Source organism: Mycobacterium cookii (genome assembly GCF_010727945.1).
GTDB classification, from domain to species: Bacteria; Actinomycetota; Actinomycetes; order Mycobacteriales; family Mycobacteriaceae; genus Mycobacterium; species Mycobacterium cookii.
Map to the genome: position 1 here is coordinate 2,171,813 of NZ_AP022569.1, position 22,624 is coordinate 2,194,436.

Annotated in this window: 28 protein-coding genes; 12 read left to right on the forward strand and 16 right to left on the reverse strand. The window is 65.8% G+C overall.

The annotated features are described in order from the left end of the window. Position 1 precedes the first annotated feature (1 nt). Positions 2–865: an alpha/beta fold hydrolase gene (locus G6N27_RS10110; protein WP_163776213.1), complete on the forward strand. Its 864-nt coding sequence runs from the start codon at positions 2–4 to the stop codon at positions 863–865. 7 nt (positions 866–872) lie between these two features. On the opposite strand, the gene gnd is transcribed toward G6N27_RS10110, so the two are convergent. Together gnd and G6N27_RS10120 are read right to left on the reverse strand one after the other, a co-directional pair. Next, on the reverse strand, positions 873–1,901 hold the full coding sequence (gene gnd, locus G6N27_RS10115; RefSeq protein WP_163776214.1) for a phosphogluconate dehydrogenase (NAD(+)-dependent, decarboxylating): 1,029 nt from the start codon (positions 1,899–1,901) through the stop codon (positions 873–875). A 14-nt stretch (positions 1,902–1,915) separates the two neighbouring features. Further along, on the reverse strand, positions 1,916–3,319 hold the full coding sequence (locus tag G6N27_RS10120; protein WP_163776215.1) for a glucose-6-phosphate dehydrogenase: 1,404 nt from the start codon (positions 3,317–3,319) through the stop codon (positions 1,916–1,918). 250 nt (positions 3,320–3,569) lie between these two features. Here G6N27_RS10120 and G6N27_RS10125 point away from each other — a divergent pair, with 250 nt between their 5' ends. Continuing rightward, a complete protein-coding gene (locus G6N27_RS10125) occupies positions 3,570–4,379 on the forward strand; it encodes an adenylate/guanylate cyclase domain-containing protein (RefSeq protein WP_179963369.1) in 810 nt (269 codons plus the stop codon). Between the two features lie 4 nt (positions 4,380–4,383). Here G6N27_RS10125 and G6N27_RS25055 read toward each other — a convergent pair whose 3' ends face one another. Continuing rightward, positions 4,384–4,542 (reverse strand): hypothetical protein, encoded by a 159-nt coding sequence (locus tag G6N27_RS25055; protein ID WP_170308165.1) that lies wholly within the window; start codon positions 4,540–4,542, stop codon positions 4,384–4,386. 59 nt (positions 4,543–4,601) lie between these two features. Here G6N27_RS25055 and G6N27_RS10130 point away from each other — a divergent pair, with 59 nt between their 5' ends. Then, entirely contained in the window at positions 4,602–5,297 is a 696-nt protein-coding gene (locus G6N27_RS10130; protein WP_232064935.1) for a guanylate cyclase, read from the forward strand. Between the two features lie 15 nt (positions 5,298–5,312). Here the strand turns inward: G6N27_RS10130 and G6N27_RS10135 are convergent, their stop codons facing one another. From G6N27_RS10135 to G6N27_RS10160, 6 genes are read right to left on the reverse strand one after another with little or no spacing between them, the layout of a single operon-like run. Continuing rightward, positions 5,313–5,711 carry a VOC family protein gene (locus G6N27_RS10135; RefSeq protein WP_163776217.1) on the reverse strand — a complete coding sequence of 133 codons (399 nt, stop codon included), beginning with the start codon at positions 5,709–5,711 and terminating at the stop codon, positions 5,313–5,315. Between the two features lie 41 nt (positions 5,712–5,752). After that, positions 5,753–6,091, reverse strand: coding sequence for a hypothetical protein (locus G6N27_RS10140; RefSeq protein WP_163776218.1), 339 nt, complete (start codon positions 6,089–6,091; stop codon positions 5,753–5,755). Positions 6,092–6,128: 37 nt separating this feature from the next. Continuing rightward, a complete protein-coding gene (locus tag G6N27_RS10145) occupies positions 6,129–6,647 on the reverse strand; it encodes a restriction endonuclease (RefSeq protein WP_232064936.1) in 519 nt (172 codons plus the stop codon). A 38-nt stretch (positions 6,648–6,685) separates the two neighbouring features. After that, positions 6,686–7,420 carry an SDR family NAD(P)-dependent oxidoreductase gene (locus tag G6N27_RS10150; protein ID WP_163776219.1) on the reverse strand — a complete coding sequence of 245 codons (735 nt, stop codon included), beginning with the start codon at positions 7,418–7,420 and terminating at the stop codon, positions 6,686–6,688. Further along, positions 7,417–7,857 (reverse strand): VOC family protein, encoded by a 441-nt coding sequence (locus G6N27_RS10155; protein ID WP_163776220.1) that lies wholly within the window; start codon positions 7,855–7,857, stop codon positions 7,417–7,419. Before G6N27_RS10155 ends, G6N27_RS10150 begins: the two co-directional genes overlap by 4 nt. A 4-nt stretch (positions 7,858–7,861) precedes the next feature. Continuing rightward, positions 7,862–9,295 (reverse strand): flavin-containing monooxygenase, encoded by a 1,434-nt coding sequence (locus tag G6N27_RS10160; RefSeq protein ID WP_232064937.1) that lies wholly within the window; start codon positions 9,293–9,295, stop codon positions 7,862–7,864. 131 nt (positions 9,296–9,426) lie between these two features. Between G6N27_RS10160 and G6N27_RS10165 the strand changes: the two genes are divergently transcribed. Then, complete coding sequence (locus G6N27_RS10165; RefSeq protein ID WP_163776221.1) at positions 9,427–9,927, forward strand: nitroreductase/quinone reductase family protein; 501 nt, start codon at positions 9,427–9,429, stop codon at positions 9,925–9,927. 1 nt (position 9,928) lies between these two features. Here G6N27_RS10165 and G6N27_RS10170 read toward each other — a convergent pair whose 3' ends face one another. Both G6N27_RS10170 and G6N27_RS10175 read right to left on the reverse strand, forming a co-directional pair. Next, positions 9,929–10,885, reverse strand: a complete 957-nt coding sequence (locus tag G6N27_RS10170; RefSeq protein WP_163776222.1) for a DUF1214 domain-containing protein — start codon at positions 10,883–10,885, stop codon at positions 9,929–9,931. Positions 10,886–10,981: 96 nt separating this feature from the next. Then, a complete protein-coding gene (locus G6N27_RS10175) occupies positions 10,982–11,407 on the reverse strand; it encodes a limonene-1,2-epoxide hydrolase family protein (RefSeq protein ID WP_163776223.1) in 426 nt (141 codons plus the stop codon). Between the two features lie 156 nt (positions 11,408–11,563). Between G6N27_RS10175 and G6N27_RS25500 the strand changes: the two genes are divergently transcribed. After that, entirely contained in the window at positions 11,564–12,526 is a 963-nt protein-coding gene (locus tag G6N27_RS25500) for a peroxiredoxin (protein ID WP_163776224.1), read from the forward strand. A 6-nt stretch (positions 12,527–12,532) separates the two neighbouring features. Here G6N27_RS25500 and G6N27_RS10185 read toward each other — a convergent pair whose 3' ends face one another. Beyond that, entirely contained in the window at positions 12,533–12,754 is a 222-nt protein-coding gene (locus G6N27_RS10185) for a hypothetical protein (RefSeq protein WP_163776225.1), read from the reverse strand. Positions 12,755–12,923: 169 nt separating this feature from the next. On the opposite strand from G6N27_RS10185, the gene G6N27_RS10190 reads away from it, so the two are divergent. Together G6N27_RS10190 and G6N27_RS10195 are read left to right on the forward strand one after the other, a co-directional pair. After that, the gene (locus G6N27_RS10190; protein WP_163776226.1) at positions 12,924–13,418 is read left to right on the forward strand and encodes a nitroreductase family deazaflavin-dependent oxidoreductase; all 495 of its coding nucleotides are present in this window, start codon (positions 12,924–12,926) and stop codon (positions 13,416–13,418) included. A gap of 166 nt (positions 13,419–13,584) precedes the next feature. Beyond that, a complete protein-coding gene (locus G6N27_RS10195) occupies positions 13,585–14,073 on the forward strand; it encodes a DUF2781 domain-containing protein (protein WP_163776227.1) in 489 nt (162 codons plus the stop codon). 74 nt (positions 14,074–14,147) lie between these two features. Here G6N27_RS10195 and G6N27_RS10200 read toward each other — a convergent pair whose 3' ends face one another. From G6N27_RS10200 to ychF, 3 genes are all read right to left on the reverse strand, one after another. Continuing rightward, complete coding sequence (locus tag G6N27_RS10200; protein ID WP_163776228.1) at positions 14,148–14,789, reverse strand: TIGR03085 family metal-binding protein; 642 nt, start codon at positions 14,787–14,789, stop codon at positions 14,148–14,150. Between the two features lie 161 nt (positions 14,790–14,950). Continuing rightward, a complete protein-coding gene (locus G6N27_RS10205; protein WP_163776229.1) occupies positions 14,951–15,973 on the reverse strand; it encodes a DUF6670 family protein in 1,023 nt (340 codons plus the stop codon). A 41-nt stretch (positions 15,974–16,014) separates the two neighbouring features. Further along, positions 16,015–17,112 (reverse strand): redox-regulated ATPase YchF, encoded by a 1,098-nt coding sequence (gene ychF / locus G6N27_RS10210; RefSeq protein ID WP_163776230.1) that lies wholly within the window; start codon positions 17,110–17,112, stop codon positions 16,015–16,017. Between the two features lie 100 nt (positions 17,113–17,212). Between ychF and G6N27_RS10215 the strand changes: the two genes are divergently transcribed. Then, a complete protein-coding gene (locus G6N27_RS10215) occupies positions 17,213–18,280 on the forward strand; it encodes a DUF6542 domain-containing protein (protein WP_163776231.1) in 1,068 nt (355 codons plus the stop codon). A 32-nt stretch (positions 18,281–18,312) separates the two neighbouring features. On the opposite strand, the gene G6N27_RS10220 is transcribed toward G6N27_RS10215, so the two are convergent. After that, a complete protein-coding gene (locus G6N27_RS10220; RefSeq protein WP_163776232.1) occupies positions 18,313–19,353 on the reverse strand; it encodes a 4-hydroxy-3-methylbut-2-enyl diphosphate reductase in 1,041 nt (346 codons plus the stop codon). 66 nt (positions 19,354–19,419) lie between these two features. On the opposite strand from G6N27_RS10220, the gene G6N27_RS10225 reads away from it, so the two are divergent. The 4 genes from G6N27_RS10225 to G6N27_RS10240 all read left to right on the forward strand — a co-directional run bounded on the left by G6N27_RS10225 (position 19,420) and on the right by G6N27_RS10240 (position 22,617). Continuing rightward, positions 19,420–19,983, forward strand: a complete 564-nt coding sequence (locus G6N27_RS10225) for a lipid droplet-associated protein (protein WP_163776233.1) — start codon at positions 19,420–19,422, stop codon at positions 19,981–19,983. Then, positions 19,980–21,218: an exodeoxyribonuclease VII large subunit gene (gene xseA / locus G6N27_RS10230; protein ID WP_163776234.1), complete on the forward strand. Its 1,239-nt coding sequence runs from the start codon at positions 19,980–19,982 to the stop codon at positions 21,216–21,218. Before G6N27_RS10225 ends, xseA begins: the two co-directional genes overlap by 4 nt. After that, positions 21,208–21,435 carry an exodeoxyribonuclease VII small subunit gene (locus G6N27_RS10235; RefSeq protein WP_163776235.1) on the forward strand — a complete coding sequence of 76 codons (228 nt, stop codon included), beginning with the start codon at positions 21,208–21,210 and terminating at the stop codon, positions 21,433–21,435. Before xseA ends, G6N27_RS10235 begins: the two co-directional genes overlap by 11 nt. A gap of 63 nt (positions 21,436–21,498) precedes the next feature. Continuing rightward, a complete protein-coding gene (locus G6N27_RS10240) occupies positions 21,499–22,617 on the forward strand; it encodes a 3-beta-hydroxysteroid dehydrogenase (RefSeq protein WP_163776236.1) in 1,119 nt (372 codons plus the stop codon). Positions 22,618–22,624: the final 7 nt, after the last annotated feature.

Genomic DNA, 22,624 nt, shown 5'->3' on the forward strand with positions numbered 1-22,624 from the left:
CGTGACAACCGTGAGCAGCGCTCCGCAGACAGTCGAGTTTTCCGGTGTTCAGGGGCTCACCCTGATCGCCGACGAGTGGAATCGCGGCGCCGACGCGGCGGCCGATCGGCCGACCGTGCTGATGTTGCACGGCGGAGGCCAGAATCGGCATTCCTGGAAGAACACCGGCCAGATCCTGGCCGACGAGGGCTTCCACGTGGTCGCGCTGGACAGCCGGGGCCACGGCGACAGCGATCGCGCGCCCGACGCCGATTACGACGTCGACACGATGACCGCCGACGTCATGCAGGTGCTCGACGCCATCGACCGGCAGGTGATGCTGATCGGAGCGAGCATGGGCGGATTGACCGGCATCTTGGCCGCCGATCAGGCCGGACCCGACCGCATCACGGGGTTGGTGCTGGTCGACGTCGTGCCACGGTTCGAGAAGAACGGCAGCGCCCGCATCCGCGACTTCATGTTCAGCGGCCTGCACGGTTTCGGCTCACTCGACGAGGCAGCCGACGCCGTCGCCGCCTATCTCCCGTATCGGAAGAAGCCGCGTAGCCCCGAGGGACTGAAGAAGAACCTGCGGCTGCGCGACGGCCGTTGGTACTGGCACTGGGATCCTGCCTTCATGACCAAGCCCGGCGACGACCCGGAATTGCGAACCGAGAAGTTCGAGCACGCCGCCGCGGGCCTGACGATTCCGGTGTTGCTGATCCGCGGCAAGCTCTCCGATGTGGTCAGCCCGGAAGGCGTCCAGCACTTTCTGGAGACCGTGCCCAACGCCGAGTTCGTCGAGTTGTCCGGTGCAGGCCACACCGCGGCGGGCGACGACAACGATGCCTTCAGCGACGTCGTGGTGGCATTCGCGACGCGTTAGCGACTGTTTAGCCGCCCACGCCCGGCTTCTCGGCATGCCCACCGAACTGCTTGCGCATGGCCGACAGCGCCTTGTTGGCGAAGTCGTCGAGACTCCGCGAGGCGAAACGGGACTGCAGCGCGGTCGTCAGCACTGGTGCGGGCACGCCCTCGTCGATCGCCGCGATCGCCGTCCACCTGCCCTCGCCGGAGTCAGAGACCCGCCCGGAGAACTCCTTCAGCTCAGGCGATTCGTGCAACGCGATCGCGGTCAGGTCCAGCAGCCACGAACCGACGACGCTGCCCCGCCGCCACACCTCGGCGACGTCGGCGATGTCGAAGTTGTACTGATAGCACTCGGGGTTCGACAGAGGCGCGGTCTCGGCGTCGCCGGCCTCGATGCGCTTGCCGATGTCGGCATTACGCAGGATGTTCAGCCCTTCGGCGAGCGAGGCCATCATTCCGTATTCGATCCCGTTGTGCACCATCTTCACGAAGTGCCCGGCGCCGGTCGGACCGCAATGGAGATAACCCTTCTCTGGCTGCGCGACCTCCCCCTCGCGGCCGGGGGTACGCGGTGCGGCGTCCACGCCCGGCGCGATGATCGAGAACAACGGCTCGGCATGCTCGAAGGCGTAGTCATCGCCGCCGATCATCAGGCAGTAGCCGCGCTCGCGGCCCCACACGCCACCGCTGGTGCCGCAGTCGATGAGGTGAATGCCCTTCTCGGACAGCGTCTTCGCGTGTTTCAGGTCGTCGCGGTAATACGAGTTGCCGCCATCGATGACGATGTCGCCCTTCTCCAGCGTCGTCGCCAGCTCGTCGATCACCCCGGTGGTGATTGTGCCGGCGGGCACCATTACCCAGACAACCCTTGGCGCACTGAGCTTTTCGGCTAGATCCGACAGCGACGACGCTCCGGTGATGTTGTCGACGCCGGCGAAGGACTTCACCACGTCCGGATCATGGTCGTAGACCACGCCCTCATGTCCGGCATCGACCACTCGGCGGATGATGTTGCCGCCCATTCGGCCCAAACCGATCATCCCTAGTTGCATGGTGTCTCGCTTCCTTAGTGGTGGTTGTCGGCTAGCCACGGCTGTTGCCAGCTGCGATGTCCGCGTAACAAATCGCGCGCCGCGTCCGGCCCCCACGAGCCCGGTTCGTAGCGATGGATCTCGCCGGGGTTGTCCAGCAACGGCTGCACGATCCGCCAGGTCTCTTCGATGGCGTCCTCGCGGGCGAACAGTTGGTGATCCCCGGTCAGCGCACCGTGCAGCAGCCGCTCGTATGGCAGCAGCGGCTCGCCCAGGTCGGCCATGAACGACGAATCCAGGTGCAGGTCGCGCCAGCGGTCGCCGTCCAGTGCCGTCAACTGGATGCGCAGTCCGGGATCGGGGTCGATGCGCAGGATGATCTGGTTGGGCTCGGCCCGCCTGCGCTCCGGCAGGAAACTGAGCGACGGGACGCGGTGGGTGAACAACCGCACCTCGGTCACGCGCTCCGTCATCGCCTTGCCCGCTCGCAGGAAGATCGGCACACCGTGCCATCGCCAGTTGTCGATCTCCACCCGCATCGCGACGAAGGTCTCGGTCTGCGAATTCTTGGCGACGCCGTCCACGTCGGTGTAGCCGCGGTACTGACCCCGGACGCAGCGGTCCGGGTCCACCGCCGCTATCGCCCGCAGCACGTCGGCCTTCCTGTCGTTCAGGTCGTCAGCGCTCGGGCCGACCGGCGGCTCCATCGCCACGCCGGCAAGCACCTGCAGCAGATGGTTCTGCACGACGTCGCGCAGCGCGCCGACCCCGTCGTAGAACTTGCCGCGGTCGTCGACGCCGAAGTCCTCGGCCATGGTGATCTGAATCTCGGAGATGACGTGGCGATTCCACAACTCGACCAGGGCCAGGTTGCCGAAGCGCAGGTACTCCAGTTCGACGACCGGCTCTTTGCCCAAGAAGTGGTCCACCCGGAAGAGCTGCTCTTCGCCCAACAGGGCACGCAGCCGGGCGTTGAGTTCGCGGGCAGAGGTCAGGTCGTGACCGAAGGGCTTCTCCACCGCGACGCGGGAACGCTTCAGCAGGCCGGCCTTGCCCAGGTTCTCCACGATCGGCGCGAACAGCGAGGGCGGCATCTCCAGGTAGTAGAGGCACTGATGCTTCGAACCGATCTGCTTGGCCAGCGCGTCGTACAGTGCACTGTCGGTGACGACGTCACCGTGCAGGTAGGACAACCTGCCGGCCAACTTGTCGAACACCTTGTCGTCGATCTTCTCGCCGGCCCCCGCGATCGCCTCGCGGGCCCGCTTGACCAACTCGTCCTTGCTGATGTCGTCGCTGGCCACCCCAACGATCGGACACTGCAGCAATCCCCGGCGCTCGAGGCGGTAGAGGGCCTGGAAGGTCATCTTGCGGGCCAAGTCGCCGGTGATCCCGAAGATCACCAGCAGGTCTGAGTCGCTATCGCCGCCTTCGGCCAATCGGGACCTCCACGAAAAGTCGACTAGTCAGCACGGACTGCACACTTGCAAACGATCCCGCGGCCAGCCTCAACCCTAAACACTGCACTTCGGCCCGACAACCAGAACAGAGCAGATATGTAGCCGCTCACGCAACCGGACAAACACCCGCCGATCCGGTTATCGGAACATACACTCGCAGTTGATCTTTCGATTCCCCGCCGGAAACACAGGGAGGGCATGCTATTTCGCCGCGCCACGATCAGGGAAGATGCGTGACATGCACGACCACCTGTTGACGGCGGTATACGGGCTGGCCGGCATCGCATTGATCGAAGCCGTAGCCCTGGCCATCGGGTGGGTGCTGCTGACCCGTCTTCGCCGCGAAGCCGACGAACTACGGCGGACCGCCGACAATCGCAGCTGGCTGATCTCCAGCGGTCGCGAGGCGGTCAAGACGGTGTGGCAGACGGCGAACCTGGTCCGCAAAGAGGGCTTCGGCGCCGCGGTGCGCAGCTCCATCGAGGACCTCGCCGACTGGGCCGAGGTCGAACGGCCCGACCTGGCCAGGGTGACACCAGACGGCAAGGTGGCAATCCTGTTCTCCGACATCGAGGAGTCGACCGCACTCAACGAGCGCGTGGGCGACCGCGCCTGGGTGAAGTTGATCGGCGAACACGACAAACTGGTCCGCAAGCTGGTCAAGCAGCGCGACGGCCACGTGGTGAAAAGTCAGGGCGACGGGTTCATGATCGCGTTCGCCCGCGCCGAGCAGGCGGTGCGATGCGGCATCGACATGCAGGACGCGCTGCAGAAAGACGCGCAACGTAAGCGAAACAACGGGATTCGGGTCAGGATCGGCGTCCACACGGGTCGATCGGTGCGCCGCGGCGACGACCTCTTTGGTCGTAACGTCGCGATGGCGGCACGCGTCGCCGCGGAAGCCGGCGGCGGCGAAATCCTGGTGAGCGATGCCGTGCGCGACGCCCTCAAGAACTGCGAGGACATCTCCTTCGACGACGGCCGGGACGCCGAGTTGAAAGGCTTCGCCGGCAAGCACCGGCTCTACGCCGTCGCCTGACCGGTCAGGCTTCCCCAGCCTCGGCGAGCCGTTGGTGCAGCCGCTCGCGGATCTCGTTGGGCGTGTAGGCACGCCGTCGCCGCTGGTCGCGAACCACCAGCACTCCCCCGGCCGCCACCCCGACGACCCCGGCCAATCCCAGCAACTTCCAGATCGTGCGCATCGGCTCAGGTTATTCGCGAGTGCATGCCGACAGCGGCGGTATCTGCATATGGTTCGTTGGTGGATACGCACACGGTGACCTTGGACCAGGCGCTGGAGGAGACCAGGACCGGCGACGTCTGGCTGTTTCGCGGACACTCCGGACCGGACCGCGCGATTCAGACCATGTCGAACAGCCCGGTCAACCACGTCGGTATGACGGTCGCGATCGAGGATCTGCCGCCGCTGATGTGGCATGCCGAACTCGGCGACAAACTCACCGACTTCTGGACCGGCACCAATCACCGCGGCGTGCAGCTCAACGACGCACGGGAAGCCGTCGAGCGCTGGCTGACTCGCTACGGGCAACGATGCTGGTTTCGCCAACTGACCCCGCACGCGGACCACGAGCAGGAAAACCGGCTGTTGCGCGTCATCGCCCGGATGGACGGTACGCCGTTTCCGTCCACCACTCGGCTGACGCTGCGATGGCTACGTGGTCAGCTCCCGACGAGGTACGACTGGGTCCGCGGAATTCCGGTCATAGACGGCAAGGTTCGCGAAGCGACGCGTCGACGCCGCGCCGAACAACGCAAGGGCGGCTTCGAGTCGGCGTACTGCGCCGAGACCGTCGCGGTCACCTATGAGGAGATGGGCCTGATCGAAACCGAGAAGCGGTCTAATTGGTTTGACCCTGGCCGGTTTTGGAGTGGAGACGGCCTTCCATTGGTTGCGCCGTACCAGTTGGGTGCCGAGATCGCCGTCGTTTCAGGCTGACTGTCCAGCCAGCGATCACACCCCGAACTTCGCACGCGCCTCCTCAGTGACGGGTGTGAAGAGGTTGACCAAGTTGCCATCCGGATCTCGGAACAATAATGCGCGATTACCCCACGGCATCGTCGTCGGCGCCGTCACGATCTCGCCGACGTGCGCACGCAATCGCTCGTACTCGGCGTCCACGTCGTCGACGATGAACTCGACGATCATGCTTCTGTTTGCTTCCGGCTCAGCGGATCCTGCGCCGAACAGCGGCACGGTCTTATCGCTGCCGATGGCCAAAGTGCCTACCGGCGTTGGAATCTCAGCGAACAGCTCGTTGCCCCAGACCGCCGCGGTCTCGGTCACTCTCTCGTAGAAGCCAACAAGCCGTGGGACGTCACCGGTGATGATCCTGGTCGAAACGAATCTCATGGGGCGATGCTAAGCAACACCTCCGACAAGAATGCCCTGGGTCAGATCGTCATCCAGATGCCGTTGTTCCAGAAGCCCCAGGCGCGAGCGGTCTGATTCCACATCACGTTGGCTCCGGGCGCCCACGATGGCGGGGCCGGCGCCGGCGGCGCCCACGGCGGCGGAAGTCCCCAGGGCCCCGCGCTGAACGGGGCCGGTCCACCCGCGCGCTGCCAGTCGTGGCACTGATTCCAGTCCCAGTCGAGCACCGGGCTCCAGCCCGGATCCCATTGCTGGCCGGGGCACCAGTGATACGTGGGCGCCGGGGCCGCGTGAGCCACGCCGCCCGCCAAACACAGTGCGGACAGCGCGACCGTCAGGGTGCTCGCTCGTCGGGCCATGTCCCCGAGTGTGCCTCAGCTTTCACGCCGGTATGGCCTAAACCGCGCGTCGCGCGGGAGGCGGCACCCAGGACTCCAGCGTCTTGCGGCCGATCAACTGGCAGCCATGGGTGTACGCCAGTCGCTTGGCCGCCTGGGTGAACTCCTGATTGCTCACGACGATGCTCTTGTTGCAGTCGTGGTGACGGGCACCGGAGACCACCTGCTGCACCGCCGCCACTCCGACCGGGCTGCCGTAACGCTTGCACTGCACCGCCACCGACCTACCGTCTTTCACTGCGATCAGGTCGACGCCGTAATCACCGGTCGCCGAGGTGAAGTCGACCTGCCAGCCGGCCCGTCGCAACCGCGCGGCGACGTAGTCCTCGAATTCGACCCCGGTCATGGCGTCGATCGAGGCCATGCTCGACCCCGGCCGCCGGATGGCCTCGGCCGACAACACCACGGCCAGCACGCCGCCGACGACGGCGCCGGCCGCACCCGTCCAGACGCCGTGTCCGAGCAGGCCCGCGATCAGACCGAAGTAGACCGGGAGGAACAGGTAGGTGATCTTCACGATGTGCTGATCGTAAAGACGCCGACCGACAATTCGGTTCAACGACTCCGGCGGGCCATCACGCGTTGCAGCTGGCCGTACGAGTCGATGGGACTGTGCAACGCCAGTCCGCCGTCGGCGAACACGGTCTGTCCTGTCACCCACGACATTTCGAGCACCGCAACGATCGCTTCAGCGACGTCGTCGGCCTCGCCCAGCCGGCCCAACGCGGTGCGTTCGGTCAATCCCTCAACCCAGCCGGGCAACTGCTCGGGGTTGGCCAGCATCGGTGTGCGAGTCACGCCGGGGCCCACGGCGTTGACGCGGATGCCGTGCCCGCCCCACTCCTGCGCCGCAACCCGCACCAGCATGTCGATGCCCGCCTTGGACACGCAGTAGGCGCCCATGTCCCGGTCGGCAAGCGTGCCGCTGATGCTGGACACCGCGACGATCGAGCCGCCCGAACCCTGATCGACCATCGCTCGGGCGACCGCGCGCATGGTCAGCCACATCCCGGTCAGGTTGGTGTCGATCACCCGCTGCCAGTCGGCGGGCGTCTGGTCGAGCAGCAGACCCGATGCGCCGACTCCCGCGCAGGCCACCAGCCGGTCCGGCGCACCATGGTCGGCGATGGTGCGGTCGATGGCCGCCGACACGGACTCGGGATCGCTGATGTCGCAATCGATGTCACCGCTGTCGATGTCCCAGACCACGACATCTCCCCCGGCCGCACGCAGCCGCTGGACGACCGCGCGGCCGATGCCGGAGCCGCCACCGGTGACGACGGCGGTCATCGCGGCGGGCCGATCAACTCGACGCGGACGCCGTCGGGGGCGTCGAGCACGGCCATGTCCACCCGCTTCCCACCGGGGGCGGGCATGACGATCCGCCGCACCCCATCGTCGAATCCCAAGCCCGCCAACGTCGTCAGCGTCGAGTCGACGTCGCGTTGCAACGACAACAGGAAGAAGCCGAACGCCGGACGGTCCGGCTTTGGCGGAGCCTGCTCGCTTCCTTCCAGTACGACGAGTTCCACGATGCCGGTCTCCGGATTCTGGGGATCGCCGAGGAAGATCGAGCGCAGCTGATCGGTCTGCGCCGCGAACAGCGTCTGCCAGTCGCCGGTGAAGGTGTGGTCGAACAACTCGGTAAAGCCCAGTCCGTCGCGCCAGAACCGCATAGCGGCGTCGACGTCCGCGGTGACTATCGCCGCGTGGTGAATTCCCTGCACGCGATCATCCCTTCCGGTCGAATTCGTCGAGTTTGACCCGCGCCAACATATCCACGAATGTGGTTCCGCTGTAGGGAAACTGGGTCACCACCTTGCCGTTGGCGTGCCGGTAGTAATTGTTGCAGTTCGCCATCCACACGGTGCCCTGCATCGCCCGCTGGATCTCGTCGTTGTAGTCGTCGTGGACGTCGCGGCGGACGTCGATGGCACGCACCCCGGCCGCCGCCATCTCGTCGAGGATCCGGCGGACGAATTCGGCCTGCGCTTCCAGGATGTAGATGATGGATGTGACCCCGTTCGTGTTGGGTCCATACAAGGTGAACAGGTTCGGGTAGCCGGGGACCACGGTGCCGAGATACGCTTCGGCGCCCTCGCGCCAGTCATCGCACAATCGGCGGCCGCCGATGCCGTACACATCGAGGCTGAGCAGGTAGTCGGCGGCGTGAAAGCCGGTGCCGTATATGACGGTATCGAATTCGTGCTCGACTCCGTCGGCGGTGCACAGGCCGCGTTCGGTGAACGCGTCGATCGGCGTCGTTTCCAGGGTCACGTTCGGCCTCGCGAACGTCGGGAACCACGCCCGCGATTGCAGGGGCCGCTTGCAGCCGACGGGATACGACGGCGTGAGCTTGGCGCGCAGTTCCGGGTCGGTGACCTTGCGGGCCAGGTAATCGCGGGCCATGTCGGTGAGGCCGTGGGTCATCTCGGAGTCGGCGTCGAAGTTCGCGGACTCGTATGCGATGAAGGCCTCGTGGCGGACTTTGCGCGCCTCGTCGGGGTCGCTCTCGAAGAGCGCCTGTTGTTCCGGGGTGAACGGTTCGTCGTAGCGGGGGCTGACCCAGATCGGCGTGCGCTGAAAGACGGTCAGGTGCGCGGCTTCGGCGGCGATCTCGGGGACATACTGGATCGCGCTGGCGCCGGTGCCGATCGACGCCACACGTTCTCCCGCGGTCGATTTCGTGTGATCCCATTCCGACGAATGGAATGTGCGGCCGCGGAATCGGTCGGCGCCGGGGATCTCGGGAATGTTGGGCACGTCGAGCATGCCGACTGCGGTCACGACGGCGTCGAACTCGTTGGTGGTTCCATCCGCGGTGGTGACGTGCCAGCGTTGTATCTCGTCGGCCCAACGCAATTCGGTGACGCGCGAGTGTGCGACGAGATGTCCGCCGAGCCCGTATTCGGCGGCGACCTTCTCCAGGTAAGCGAGAATCTCCGGCTGGTTGGCGAAGGTCTTGCTCCACCGCGGGTTGAGCGCGAACGAGTAGGAGTAGAAGTGCGACGGAACGTCACAGGCCGCACCGGGATAGGTGTTGTTGCGCCAGGTGCCGCCGAAGCCGTCGGCACGATCGAAGATGGTGAAGTCGTGGCCGGCGTCCGCGAGTTGGATCCCCATCGCGATGCCACCAGGCCCGGCTCCGACCACGGCGACTCTCACAGCAGTGAGTGTGCCGTGATAACCCGGACGTTGATGTGCAATTCGACGACATCGCCGGCAACGGCTGCCCTGACCAGTTGGTTGGGCGTGTGGTTACATGACTTCGCCCCGTCTACGTTCAGGAGTCACCTATGGCCGACGCCGATGCCGCTGCGATCCGAGCGGCGCGAGGTGACTGGATCAGCGAGCACCTCGAGGACTATCTGACCTCCGGCGGCACCCGCGGCCACATCTTGGACCTGACCGAGGTCGGGGGGCGTGAGCTGACCACGCACTGCCTGATCAAGGTCGTCGGCCGTACGTCCGGGAAGGTGTACGTCAAGCCGCTGATCTACGGCAACGTCGGCGGCGAGATCGTCATCGTCGCCTCGAAGGGTGGCGCCGACACGCATCCCGGGTGGTACTTGAATGTCTTGCAGAGCAACACGATCGGTGTGCAGATCGCGACGCAGGCGTTCGAGGCAACCTGGCGGGAACCCGAAGCCGAGGAGCGCCATCAGGTGTGGTCGTACATGGCCCACCTGTATCCGCCTTACCTCACCTATCAGCAGTCGACCAGCCGCCAGATCCCGCTGGTGATGTTGACGATTGGGCGGCCGATCGACGTCTTCTCTGCCGACGACGCGCACTAACTCAGGTCGCCGTGGCTGCGTGCACCGGCGGCGGCGTCCAACTGCCATCGAGGATTTCCGGCCGCGGCCGGTAGAAACGGATCAGGTAATTCCAGCCCTCCGGCGTGACGATCGCGTTCGGCGGGACCTCGCCGTCGGTGGTGGCGATGAAGCGGACGGCGATCGAGCCGTCGTCGTTGGGTTGGCCGGTCACGCTGTTGACCGAGTACAGGCCCTTCGCATTCGGCTCGAAGTATCCCTTCGCGTTGTACACCGACACCGACCAAAACGCATCGACCGGAACATCTTTGAATACGAGCTGGTACTCGCCGGGCGGAAGGTTCGGGTCCACACCGAAGTACGTCGCCTCAGACGTGGGCAGCCCACCCCAACCGGCTGCGGTTCCGATCAGATGACGCACCGGGTCGACGTCCGCCTGCGTACCGAAGGTCCGGTCGAAGTTGTTGAGCCCGCGGGCCAGCGCGAGTAACGCGTCGCGGGTTGCGCCGAGGCTGTCGGCATCGTAGTCCGGCTTGACAAAGGGGTCAGATGATCCCGCCTCGATCGTGAGACGGTCCTGTAAGGCCGCGACAGCGTCAACGTCCGCAGAGTCGTTGGGATCCACCAGAATTCGGACGCCGACCAAGATGTGGCGAGAACCGAAGTCCTCCTTGGTGAGTATGTGTTCACCGGCTTCGTGGATGACGCCGTTCACGTAGTGGTCTTCGTTGACGACCATGGCCGACAGATACCGGCCGGCCGCGTCCGGCAAGGTCAGGCGAGCGGGTTGGGCAAGATCGACGACCGCGAAGCTGTACAACGTGTCCCGGTTGAGGCGGATGACCGTTTGTTCGTCGATGCGGGCGGGTGTCCGGTTGTGCCGAAAGATCCCGACACCCCCTGCGACCGCTTGGATGTCGGCGAACATCCGGTGCGTCTCCGCCCTCACGAAGTTGTCTGCGTTGACCGGGATCGACATGGGAGTTCAGCTCGCACGTAACCGAAGCGTCGTCACTGCGGCCTGGTCGCCAGGGACCCGCTGCTCAGGTGTCCAGCTCATGATCCGGAGCGTAGATCAGGACCCGATCTGGTCGAACATCTGACCCGGATCGCTGCCGAGCTGGCGAGCGATGTCGCCGGTATCCCAGTACTCCCGCCAGCAGGTGATCGCCCCGTCACGGACGTCGAAAATCGCCGTGACGTGAAACGTGACCCGTTTGCCCGCGATCAGGTTCACGTCGAGCCGCTCCACCACGACGGTGTCGTCGTTGGATACGACCGTCCGGATCTCGCTGCCGTCGACCATTCCCGAAGCCAGCTGGTTGTGCTTCTCCAGCTCCGCGCGTGCCGCGTCGCGTCCGCGGATGACCGGCGAAAGCGGCACATTGAGCTGCCATTCGAAGTCTTCGGCCATCAGCGCGGCCATGGCCTCGACGTCCATGTGCTCGCCGTATGCCGCATGCACGAAGTCGAGCACGATCTTTTCGTTTCCAGCGCTCATCGATCCGCTCCTGATCACTCGAAACCCTCAAGGTAAACCGACCGATGGGTTGCCGGGTCCAGTTACACGGCGCGCTTAACAGGCCGGTGGCCGGCGTCAACGACCGAATTATCCGAGTCGTGCCGCGGCAGAGCTTCGCCGCGTTAATCTTTGCTGATGTTCGCGGGCGAGAAGGCGCCTGACTTCACTTTGTACGACCACACCGGTCGGCCTCGGACGCTGTCGGCGCTGCTGTCCGAGGGTCCGGTCGTGCTGTTCTTCTTCCCACTGGCGTCCTCACCGATCTGCACGGCCCAGGCGTGTCACTTCCGGGATCTGAGCGACGAATTTGCCAGGGTGGGCGCCCAGCGGGTGGGCATCAGCACCGACACCGTCGACAGGCAGGCCCACTTCGCCCGACAGCGCGCGTTCGACTATCCGCTGCTCTCCGACGCGGACGGGGTGGTGTCCGAACTGTTCGGGGTGCGCCGCGGCAGGATCGCCACGCTGCGTAGATCCGTCCTGGCGCGTGACGAGGCCCTACGTGGCCGGCACACGCGGCGCCGTGGCCTGCTGGCCCGGCTGCTGCCGGTCAGACGGACCACGTTCGTCATCGACACCGACCGCACCATCCTCAAGGTCGTCTCCAGCGAGGTGCGCGCGATGGTGCACGCCGACCAGACCTTGTGGTTCTTGAAGAACCGCGCGGTGTCGCATAGTTCGCCGCCTGTCCGGCCGACGCACTCCGAGGGCGACTGGTTCACCGGGCCGGAAGCCGCGGACGAGCCGAGCCTGGTCCGGCCGTACACGCTGACGGCCGGCCGCACCGACGCAGGTATCGACCTGGCACTCGAGGCACCGGTCGAAGCGCTGGACACCACAGCAAAGCCGCCGCGATGGCCGAAAAACGATGTGCGCGGCCAGATCCTGACGTCGTGCGCGCACAACCCCTCGGTCGCCGAGATCGCCTCGCAGCTGTCCTTGCCACTCGGCGCGACTCGGTTCCTGGTCGACGACCTGGTGACACAGGGTTATCTGCGGGTGCACGCCCCCCGCGGTGATTCGATGACCATCGACGAACGACGCGAACTGATCAGCAAGACCGTGCGTGGCCTCCGGGCACTCCGCGGCACGGCTTGATTTAGTTCAGAAACTGCCAGTGCCGGCGTACGGCCACCAGTCTTCTGAGTCATTCGGGTTGTAGTACTCACCATTTGACGGTTGGGCCGGCGGCGGAGGAGGTGGCTGTGGCGGATCCGCCGGCAGCGGCGCCGGGCGGACAGCCTGCGGAGTCGGCGTGCCGACGGGCGTCGCGTACGCCGGGATGCTCACTGCGGCCATGGGCGCGGCGATAAGCACCCCCGCCACGGCGATCTTCCTGACGTTGCTGCGTAGGCCGGATGACATTGTCCAAGGCATCGATCATTCCCTTCACCGGGCTGATCTCTCACTGGGCTCTGACGCTACGCCCACCCACCGGAGTTCGGGAAGGTCGTTGTGCGGCTGACTAGACGTTGAAGCGGGATATGGTCAACGCATGCCGCTGCGTTACGTGGATCCCCACAAGAAACGTGGCCGCATCTATGAGGCCAATGTGCGATTCGGCCGGTCCCGTCCGGGACAGTCTCTTGCGCGCCACCTTGCACCTCGCGTCGACCCGTGGCTGCATCGGGCAACTGCAGGACGGATGAATATGGGATTGGTTATCAACGCACCTCTGAAGACCACGGGTGCAAAGTCTGGTCAGCCACGAGTGGTTCAGCTCACCTACTTTCACGATGGGCGCGATCCGATCCTGATGGCCTCCAACTACGGCGGCGCGAAACACCCGCAGTGGTATTACAACCTCAAGGCGCACGCGGAGTGCGAGTTTGGCGGCGAGAGCTTTGTGGCGACCGAGGTAACCGATGCCGACGAGTATCGCCGCCTCTACGCGCTCGCAGAGCACGTCTACGCCGGTTACCGCGATTATCGCGCCAAGACCGCACCGGTCGGACGCCAGATTCCGCTCTTCCGACTCAACCCCCGCTAGCGCCCCGCCGCCCTGCCACCAGACGTTGAAGCGGAACTCCACCACGTCGCCGTCGGCAACCGGCTATTCGACGCGAGCCGCCGGTACCAGTCGCGGGATTTCTCTTCGTAAACTCGACCATCGCTGCATGCTTTGTCGAGCGAGATCATCGTCCGAGGAGCAACGTATGAGCCGGAAAATCGATTGCGCCCTGGCGATTCTGTTCGCGGCGCTGTTCATCGGATGGCTCGGATCGGACGGTGGGGCGACGTTCGGCCTCATCGACAGGTCCACCGGTTGGTATGCGAACGAAGTTGACCCGATATTCCGCAACCCGCCATCGTGGCTCGTCACCTCCGGCTGGTTTGGCTTCGCGTTCGGACCTCTCTATGGCCTAGCAGCGTACGGACTATTCCGGAAGTCACCCTGGCTGTCCTATGTCGTACTCCCGCTTGTCGGGATGGCCGTCGTGGCGAATGGCATCTACCTGATCGAGGACCTATCGGGCGATGTCCCACCGATAAATCTCACCTGGTTCTACATCTTCAACGTGCCCTACACGTTGGTCCCCATACTTGCGGCAATCTGGGTCGTTGTGCAGCAGGTACGAGCCAACGGATCAACTCCAAGAAGCGAGTTCGCAGCCAAGGCGCCGCCTGCTACTGCTTCGACCTAGACGTTTAAGCGGAACTCCACGACGTCTCCGTCGGCTCCGCCAGCGAGATCCTCATGCCGACGGTCGAGACTCCCTTACATGCCGAATTGCGCGCGCCCGACGGCTTCGATCGCGCAAGCCGGCCCGTTGACGTCGACTCGCGCTGCGCGCTGACGACCGAAGAGATACAACAGCAGCTCGCCCGGCAGTCCGACGATGCGAGCCGCGGGTTTCCCTCGCCGGACCCTTAGGGTCTTTCCCGTCCCAGCCCACTCGAGCTCAAGGCCAGTATCGCGTAGTCGCCGAGCGAGCAACCATGGCGCGAAACTGACGTTGCGCCACAGAGCCGCGTCCATCGCGGGGGAGTTCGCCCGCGGGGCAAGGCCGTTGGCTCTACGCACGTCCTCATGGTGGACAAAGAACTCATTGAGGTTGGGTAATCGCCGCACCCAATTGATGCGGAAGAAGCCCCGTGGCGGCCCCGATCGGATCGTGTCAACGAGCCAGGAGAAATCCCTGTGTGCGAGTGCATTTCTGCGCCGTTCGGCGAAGCGGCTCCACGCACCCGGGATGACGAGCCCAGGTGCCGCGATGAGGTCGTGCTCTCGGAGCACAAGGTGCGAGGCCAGATCGCGCGTCGTCCAAGGGTCCAGGAGGGTCGGCGCATCGGGACCGAGTTCATCGAGGAGGTTGGCGAGCCGCTTTCGCTCGATGGCGTCGAAGAGCGGGTCGGCCATGTCGCCGGAGCATACCGACGACCCGGAAGGCAGCGGTCCGATTGGGCCGAATGCGTAAAGAACGAACGACATCTCGCAAAGAGCAGTTGCTAGTGACCAGCAGACTTGCCACGAGACGTTGTTTGGAACCGGAACTCCACCGCGTCGCAATCGGCCATCTTCTATCGGAGGTCGATGTATTCGATATACGCAATACCTTCGATCGCTTTGCCGCGAAAGCTTCCGGTGTAGTGGTAGCTGCCTACGAATCCGGCTCCCAGCCCGTACACCCAATCCCCGTGACATCGTCCAGTGATGCTGATGACCTCGGATCCCCGGAGATACGCCGACCACGTCAGCGTGGCGGGCAGTCGCATGTCGCGGCCGCTTGGCGTTGATCGCGGGGCGGGCTCGTATTCCTCGACGTCGAACCTGGTATCGAGCAACTCGCTCCCGTAGTCGTCCAGGCCCCGAACCCATGTCGCGGAAATGAGTTCAATCCCGCCTGCACCCAACACCTTTGACGTCAAAACCTGTGTGCGCTCGTCGATGTTCAGAACGTGGTAGGTGAAGAACGGCACCGGAAGGTTGGGGGTGCCGGGTATCGGGATCGAGTGCAGCCCAACTCCGCTGGCGTATTCGAGCGTGCACAACCCGGCGACTAAAAGGCCGCCGACCGCACCGTTGTACCGACACAAAAGGCTCCAGTGCGTGTAAAGGCCACCAGGGAGGTCAACGAAGTACGTGACCTTATCCGTTGCCTGGATGTCGAGGTCCACCACAACATCACGGTGGAACCGCTGGAGCCGGAAGTCGGGATAACTGCCCTCGATGGTGAGATCGTCGCCGAGGCGAACGAGGCTGCCGTCTGGGAGAATTTCGCAGTCCCGTGCGATCGAGTAGGTGTGCAAACCCTCGCCCCGCATGGCAGCGGTGGCTGACACCAGGTAGGCGGTATCGCTCGCGCTGGTGACAATCGCGTGATCGTTGGAGAAGATCGCGATTCCCGGCGTCCCGATGATCGACATCACCCCGAACGTTCGATGCGGCTCGGGAAGATCGGGCACCATCACTCCGTAATGCACCCAACTCGACCGCAGACCGTGGGGAGGCGTCAGCTGGGTACTCGGGTCGAACGGGCGGCCGATTCGCCGACCGTTCCGGTTGAGGCGCTTGGCGAGTGCAGACACCGCCGATGCAATCATGGCGCCGACGCTACTGGCTCGCTCCTTAGACGACCGTTCCCCTATGCCTTGGCCTTCGATGTAGACGTCGTTCCAAACCGGAACTCGACAACGTCGCCGTCGGCCATCACGTAGTCCTTGCCCTCCATGCGGACCTTGCCGGCGGACTTCGCCGCGGCCATCGATCCGGCGGCGACCAGGTCGTCGTAGGACACGATTTCGGCTTTGATGAAGCCTTTTTCGAAGTCGGTGTGGATCACCCCGGCCGCCTTCGGCGCGGTGTCGCCCTGGTGGATGGTCCAGGCGCGTGACTCCTTGGGCCCGGCGGTCAGGTAGGTCTGCAGCTTCAGAGTGTGAAAACCCGCCCGCGCCAACGCATCCAAGCCGCGTTCGGTCTGGCCAATCGACTCCAACAGCTCGGCGGCCGACTCCTCGTCCAACTCGATGAGCTCGGCCTCGATCTTGGCGTCCAGGAACACCGCATCCGCCGGCGCCACCAGCGCACGCAACTCGGCGACCCGGTCGGCGTCGGTCAGCACCGACTCGTCGGCGTTGAACGCGTACAGGAAGGGTTTGGTTGTCAGCAGATTCAATTCCCGCAGCAGTGCCGCATCGGCGCCCGCGGCGAACAACGTAGTTCCGCCGTCGAGCGTCTGCTGTGCGGCCACGGCGGCATCGAACAGCGGTTTGCGTTCCTTGTTATTGCGGGCCTCTTTCTCCAACCGCGGCACCGCGCGCTCGAGGGTTTGCAGATCGGCCAGGATCAGCTCGGTCTCGACGACCTCGATGTCCGACTTCGGGTCGACCTTGCCCGCGACGTGGGTCACGTCGTCGTCGGCGAACACCCGGACCACCTGGCAGATCGCGTCGCACTCGCGAATGTTGGCGAGGAATTTGTTGCCCAGGCCCGCTCCCTCGGACGCACCGGCGACCAGGCCGGCGATGTCGACGAAGGTCACCGGCGCCGGGACGATCTTCTCGGACGCGAACATCTCCGCCAAGGTGGCCAGCCGCGGATCCGGCAACGGCACCACGCCCTCGTTGGGCTCGATGGTCGCGAACGGGTAGTTGGCGGCAACCACGTTGTTTCTGGTCAGCGCATTAAACAGGGTCGATTTACCGACGTTGGGCAGACCCACAATCCCGAGGCTCAGGCTCACAGGGAACCAAGTGTAGGAGAAGGCGCGCGTGTGGCACGCCCGCGCAAACGCTAACGAGGTCGTTACGCGTCTTTCGGCGCTGAGCCGGTACGGTCGACGTGTGTCAGCAGAGCAGACGCGGTCGGCGGTAACGGCAGATCACCGCTCGATCGTTCCGTCGGTTCCTGGTCTGCCGTGGTGGGCCGCGGTGGTCATCGCCGTGACCGGAGCCGCCGTCGGCTTCGCGTTCGACGCCGGCTCCGGCAAGGAGCTGACCAGCGTCTTCTCCGGGCTCTACGTGGTGGGCTGCCTCGCTGCCGTGCTCGCCGTGCGACAGGCCGGCATCTTCACCGCGGTGATCCAGCCGCCGCTGATCTTGTTCTGCGCGGTGCCCGGCGCCTACTTCCTCTTCCATGGGGCGAAGTTCACCGGAATCAAGGACCTCCTGATCAACTGCGGCTACCCGCTGATCGAGCGCTTCCCGCTGATGTTGTTCACCTCGGCGGCGGTGCTGCTGATCGGCCTGGTCCGGTGGGGCCTCGACCGGGTGGTCCACCGCTCGTCGTCCGCGTCCGACGACGCTGCCGCCGAGGACACCTCGAGCACCGGCGGAGCGTTCGGATTGGTGGCGCGGCTGTCGGCGCTGTTCAACCGCGAGTCCGACGACGACGAGGCGGTCGAGAAGCCCGCCCGGCAGCGCACCCGGCGAACCCACGCTGTCGAGCGTTCGACCAGGTCCGCCTCCGCCCGAAGGACCGGCGGCCGTCCGGAAGCATCGCGCACCCGTCGCCCGCGGCCCCCGCTGGGCGAGGCGGCAGACCCGGCCCGCGACCGTGCCCGGCGTCGCCGTCCCACCCACGAAATCGACGGACCCGAGCCGCCTCGCCGCGGCAGATTGCCCCGCGACCTCGAACAGCGTGGTCGGCCGCCCTGGGAAGTGCGCCGTGAAACCCAGGCCCGCCGGGGTCGGCCGACGAGTCGCTTCGAACCGCGGGAGCCCGTCGAGCCCTACGACGCCACCCCGCCGCCGCGCCGCAGGCCCGGGCCGAACGGGTCATCGCGCGCGACCGCAACCCACCACCCGATCTCGCGGGTGCGTTACCGGAATGACGAATCGCAGGACGAGCCCACATCGCGTCCACCGCGGCCACGCAAGGCCGCCGGCGAGAACTGGGACTACGACCGCTAACTAGCTGCGGGGCCTAATGGCGCGGCTTCTCCTCAGTCCGCTGCGCGGACTGCATCGTCGCCGCGCGCCGGCCGGATTTCCCGAGGCAACGCGAACACCAGTGTCTCGTTGGCCGTCGTCACGGGCTGCACCGTGCCGTAGCCGTACTCGGCCAGCCGCTCCAGCACGCCACGCACCAGCACCTCCGGCACCGACGCCCCGGACGTGACCCCGACCGTGGTGACGCCGTCCAGCCACGCCGGATCGATGTCGTCGGCGTAGTCGACCAGATGCGCGGCCTGCGACCCGGCGCCTAGCGCGACCTCGACCAGCCGCACCGAGTTCGACGAATTGCGCGATCCGACGACGATCACCAGCTCGCATTCCGGCGCCATCGCCTTGACCGCGACCTGGCGATTCTGCGTGGCGTAGCAGATGTCGTCGCTGGGCGGGTCCTGCAACTTCGGGAAACGCGCGCGCAGCCGCTGGACGGTCTCCATGGTCTCGTCGACGGACAGCGTGGTCTGCGACAACCAGATCACCTTGTTCTCGTCGCGGACCGTCACACCCTCGACAGCCTCGGGCCCGTCGACCAGCTGCACATGGTCGGGGGCCTCACCGGCGGTCCCGACGACCTCCTCGTGGCCCTCGTGGCCGATCAGCAGAATGTCGTAGTCGTCGCGGGCGAATCGCTTGGCCTCGTTGTGCACCTTGGTGACCAGCGGACACGTCGCATCGATGACCTTCAGCTGCCGCTCGGCGGCGGTCGTGTGCACCGTCGGCGCGACGCCGTGGGCGGAGAACACCACGATCGAGCCCTCCGGCACCTCGTCGTTGTCCTCGACGAATACCGCGCCGGCCTTGGCCAGAGTGTCCACCACATGGCGGTTGTGCACGATCTCGTGACGGACGTAGACGGGTGCGCCGTGCCTTTCCAGCGCACGCTCGACTGTCTCCACAGCGCGATCCACGCCGGCGCAATAACCGCGCGGCTCGGCCAGCAGCACACGCTTACCGGTCACCGGCTCGATCGCCGACCTGGTTGCGCCCGCCCTCATCCCTATATGAGGCCCCATATTGACGGTTGGTGGCATGCCAACCAGGCTACTGCCCGCGCGCTCAGCTTGGAGTTGACCGCAGGTTAGGGCAGGCTGGACCGCATGGCTACTGCACCATACGGGGTCCGGCTGCTGGTGGGAGCGGCGACGATGGCCGTCGAGGAGACCATCAAGCTGCCGAAAACGATCTTGATGTATCCGATGACGCTGGTTAGCACGGCCGCGCATGTCGTGATGCGATTCCAGCAGAACGTGGCCGAGCTGGTGATCAAGGGTGATTCCACCCTGGAGCACATCTTCCCGCCCAAGGACGAGCAGCCGGAGTGGGCGACGTTCGACGAGGACCTGGCCGACGGTGACGACGACGCCATCGACACCGAGAGTCGCGGCGAAGGACGGTTCGCGCTGTATTCGTCCCCTGAAGCAGGCGCAGGCGACGACTGGGCGCGGGTGGCCGCCACACCGGGCCAGCAGGCCGCGCCCGCACCCGCGGTGGTCGAGGAGCTGGACTACGAACAGCTGACGCTGGCACAGCTGCGGGCCCGGCTGCAGTCGCTCGACCTCGACGAGCTCGAAGCCCTGCTGGCCTACGAGGAATCCACCAAAGGCCGTGCGCCGTTCCAGACGCTGCTCGCCAACAGGATCACGCGCGCGACAGCGAAGTGACCGCCAACGCCAATTCGGCCGAGAACCCGTATCCCGTTCGCGCGGTTGCGATCCGGATCGCCGGCTGGATCGAGAAGTTGGGCACGGTCTGGGTGGAAGGCCAGCTGACCCAGATCAACATCCGACCGGGCGCCAAGACCGTCTTCATGGTGTTGCGTGATCCGGCCGCCGACATGTCGCTGACGGTCACCGCTCCGCGCGACCTGGTGGAGAGCGCACCGGTCAAGCTTGCCGAAGGCGTGCAGGTGGTGGTGTGCGGCAAGGCGAACTTCTTCACCGGCCGTGGCACGCTTACGTTGCGGCTCAGCGAGATTCGCGCCGTGGGCATCGGAGAGCTGTTGGCCCGGATCGAAAGGTTGCGCCGGCTGCTGGACGCCGAAGGGCTGTTCGACCTGCGGCTCAAACGGCCGATCCCGTTCCTGCCCAACACCGTTGGGCTGATCACCGGTAGGGCCAGCGCGGCCGAGCGGGATGTGACGACCGTCGCCGCCGCGCGCTGGCCCGCGGTGCGGTTCGCCGTCCGGAACACCGCCGTCCAGGGTCCCACCGCGGTGGCCCAGATCGTCGCTGTGCTCAAGGAATTGGACGCCGATACGTGCGTCGACGTGATCGTGCTGGCCCGCGGCGGCGGCAGCGTGGAGGACCTGCTGCCGTTCTCCGACGAGACGCTGTGCCGCGCGATCGCCGCGTGCCGCACACCGGTGGTCAGCGCGGTCGGCCACGAGCCCGACAACCCGCTGTGCGACCTGGTCGCCGACGTCCGCGCCGCCACGCCCACCGATGCCGCCAAACGCATCGTCCCGGACACCGCGGCCGAGCAGCACCTGCTCGACGACTTGCGGCGGCGCAGCGCCCAGGCACTGCGGCACTGGGTGACGCGCGAGGAGCGGATACTCGCCCAGCTGCGCAGCCGTCCGGTGCTGGCCGAACCGCTGACGGCGCTGACGGCGCGGGCCGACGAGATTCACCGCGCCCGGTCCGCGGTTCGCCGCGACATCAACCGGGTGATCGATGCCGAAACCGAACGCGTCGGACACTTGTCGGCCAGGCTGGCTACGTTGGGTCCGGCGGCCACCCTTGCGCGCGGTTACGCGGTGGTGCAGGCGGTGACGCCCGAGGGTCGGTCGGCGGTGCTACGTAGCACCGCCGATGCGCCGGCCGGGACGGCGCTGCGGGTACGGGTCGGCGACGGCGCGATCGCGGCGGTGAGCGAAGGACCTGCCGATGGCGAGTGACGAGGCTACGCCTATTAGTCAGCTCGGGTATGAAAAATGCCGCGACGAGCTGATCGAGGTGGTGCGGCTGCTAGAGCAGGGCGGGCTGGACCTCGATGCGTCGCTGACGCTCTGGGAAAGGGGCGAGCAGCTGGCAAAACGCTGCGAAGAGCACTTAGCCGGCGCCCGTAAGCGGGTTACCGACGCGCTCGCCGCCGGCGATCCGCAGGATTCTTGACAGCGCAACTATTTCTCGGGGATCTGTTCGGAACTGGAACACGTTTCAGTTATCCTCTGCGGCATGGTTGAGAACTCTGCACAATCGCCGACCACCCAACTGGGCCGGGTGCTGGTCACCGGCGGCTCGGGATTCGTCGGCGCCAACCTCGTCACCACCCTGCTCGACCGCGGCTATCAGGTGCGCTCCTTCGACCGGGCGCCCTCCCCGCTGCCCGCCCAGCCCGGGCTCGAGGTGCTGCAAGGCGACATCTGCGACCGCGACGTCGTCGCGGGGGCAGTCGACGGCATCGACACCGTCTTCCACACCGCTGCCCTGATCGAGCTGATGGGAGGCGCATCGGTCACCGACGAGTACCGGCAGCGCAGCTTCGCCGTCAATGTCGAGGGAACCAAGAACCTGGTGCACGCCGCACAACGCGCCGGCGTCCAGCGATTCGTCTACACCGCGTCCAACAGCGTGGTGATGGGCGGCAAGCCCATCGCCGGTGGCGACGAGACGCTGCCATACACCGACCGATTCAACGACCTCTACACCGAGACGAAGGTCGTCGCCGAGCGATTCGTGTTGTCGCAGAACGGGATTGACGGACTGCTGACCTGCTCGATACGCCCGAGCGGAATCTGGGGCCGCGGCGATCAGACGATGTTCCGCAAGGTGTTCGAATCCGTGCTGGCCGGCCACGTCAAGGTGCTGGTCGGCCGCAAGTCCGCCCGCTTGGATAACTCCTACGTACACAACCTGATTCACGGCTTCATCCTGGCCGCCGAACACCTGGTGCCGGGTGGCACCGCGCCCGGCCAGGCGTACTTCATCAACGACGCCGAACCGGTGAACATGTTCGAGTTCGCCCGCCCGGTGATCGCGGCGTGCGGCGAGCGCCTGCCCCGGCTGCGGATCTCCGGCGCCGCGGTCCGTGCGGTGATGTTGGGTTGGCAGCGGCTGCATTTCCGGTTCGGGCTGCCGCAGCCGCCGCTGGAGCCGCTGGCCGTCGAGCGGCTGTACCTGGACAACTACTTCTCGGTGGCCAAGGCCACCCGCGATCTCGGCTACCGGCCGTTGTTCACCACCGAAGAGGCGATGAAGGAATGTCTGCCCTACTACGTCGAGCTGTTCGACCAGATGAGGGCCACCGCGCATCCGCACCCGGTGGCCGTCGTCGCACCCGTCGTCGCCGAGTAGCCAAGAC

What these genes read in the sequence shown, in the direction of transcription:
- G6N27_RS10195 (WP_163776227.1), top strand. Translation starts at nt 13,585, where the DNA reads ATGAGCCGGAAAATCGATTGCGCCCTGGCGATTCTGTTCGCGGCGCTG.
- G6N27_RS10220 (WP_163776232.1), bottom strand. Translation starts at nt 19,353, where the DNA reads ATGCCACCAACCGTCAATATGGGGCCTCATATAGGGATGAGGGCGGGC.
- G6N27_RS10140 (WP_163776218.1), bottom strand. Translation starts at nt 6,091, where the DNA reads ATGGCCCGACGAGCGAGCACCCTGACGGTCGCGCTGTCCGCACTGTGT.
- G6N27_RS10150 (WP_163776219.1), bottom strand. Translation starts at nt 7,420, where the DNA reads ATGACCGCCGTCGTCACCGGTGGCGGCTCCGGCATCGGCCGCGCGGTC.
- G6N27_RS10190 (WP_163776226.1), top strand. Translation starts at nt 12,924, where the DNA reads ATGCCGCTGCGTTACGTGGATCCCCACAAGAAACGTGGCCGCATCTAT.
- G6N27_RS10225 (WP_163776233.1), top strand. Translation starts at nt 19,420, where the DNA reads ATGGCTACTGCACCATACGGGGTCCGGCTGCTGGTGGGAGCGGCGACG.
- G6N27_RS25055 (WP_170308165.1), bottom strand. Translation starts at nt 4,542, where the DNA reads ATGCGCACGATCTGGAAGTTGCTGGGATTGGCCGGGGTCGTCGGGGTG.
- G6N27_RS10170 (WP_163776222.1), bottom strand. Translation starts at nt 10,885, where the DNA reads ATGTCGATCCCGGTCAACGCAGACAACTTCGTGAGGGCGGAGACGCAC.
- G6N27_RS10200 (WP_163776228.1), bottom strand. Translation starts at nt 14,789, where the DNA reads ATGGCCGACCCGCTCTTCGACGCCATCGAGCGAAAGCGGCTCGCCAAC.
- gnd (WP_163776214.1), bottom strand. Translation starts at nt 1,901, where the DNA reads ATGCAACTAGGGATGATCGGTTTGGGCCGAATGGGCGGCAACATCATC.
- G6N27_RS10235 (WP_163776235.1), top strand. Translation starts at nt 21,208, where the DNA reads ATGGCGAGTGACGAGGCTACGCCTATTAGTCAGCTCGGGTATGAAAAA.
- G6N27_RS25500 (WP_163776224.1), top strand. Translation starts at nt 11,564, where the DNA reads ATGTTCGCGGGCGAGAAGGCGCCTGACTTCACTTTGTACGACCACACC.
- G6N27_RS10175 (WP_163776223.1), bottom strand. Translation starts at nt 11,407, where the DNA reads ATGAGCGCTGGAAACGAAAAGATCGTGCTCGACTTCGTGCATGCGGCA.
- G6N27_RS10125 (WP_179963369.1), top strand. Translation starts at nt 3,570, where the DNA reads ATGCGTGACATGCACGACCACCTGTTGACGGCGGTATACGGGCTGGCC.
- G6N27_RS10165 (WP_163776221.1), top strand. Translation starts at nt 9,427, where the DNA reads ATGGCCGACGCCGATGCCGCTGCGATCCGAGCGGCGCGAGGTGACTGG.
- G6N27_RS10135 (WP_163776217.1), bottom strand. Translation starts at nt 5,711, where the DNA reads ATGAGATTCGTTTCGACCAGGATCATCACCGGTGACGTCCCACGGCTT.
- G6N27_RS10240 (WP_163776236.1), top strand. Translation starts at nt 21,499, where the DNA reads ATGGTTGAGAACTCTGCACAATCGCCGACCACCCAACTGGGCCGGGTG.
- G6N27_RS10205 (WP_163776229.1), bottom strand. Translation starts at nt 15,973, where the DNA reads ATGATTGCATCGGCGGTGTCTGCACTCGCCAAGCGCCTCAACCGGAAC.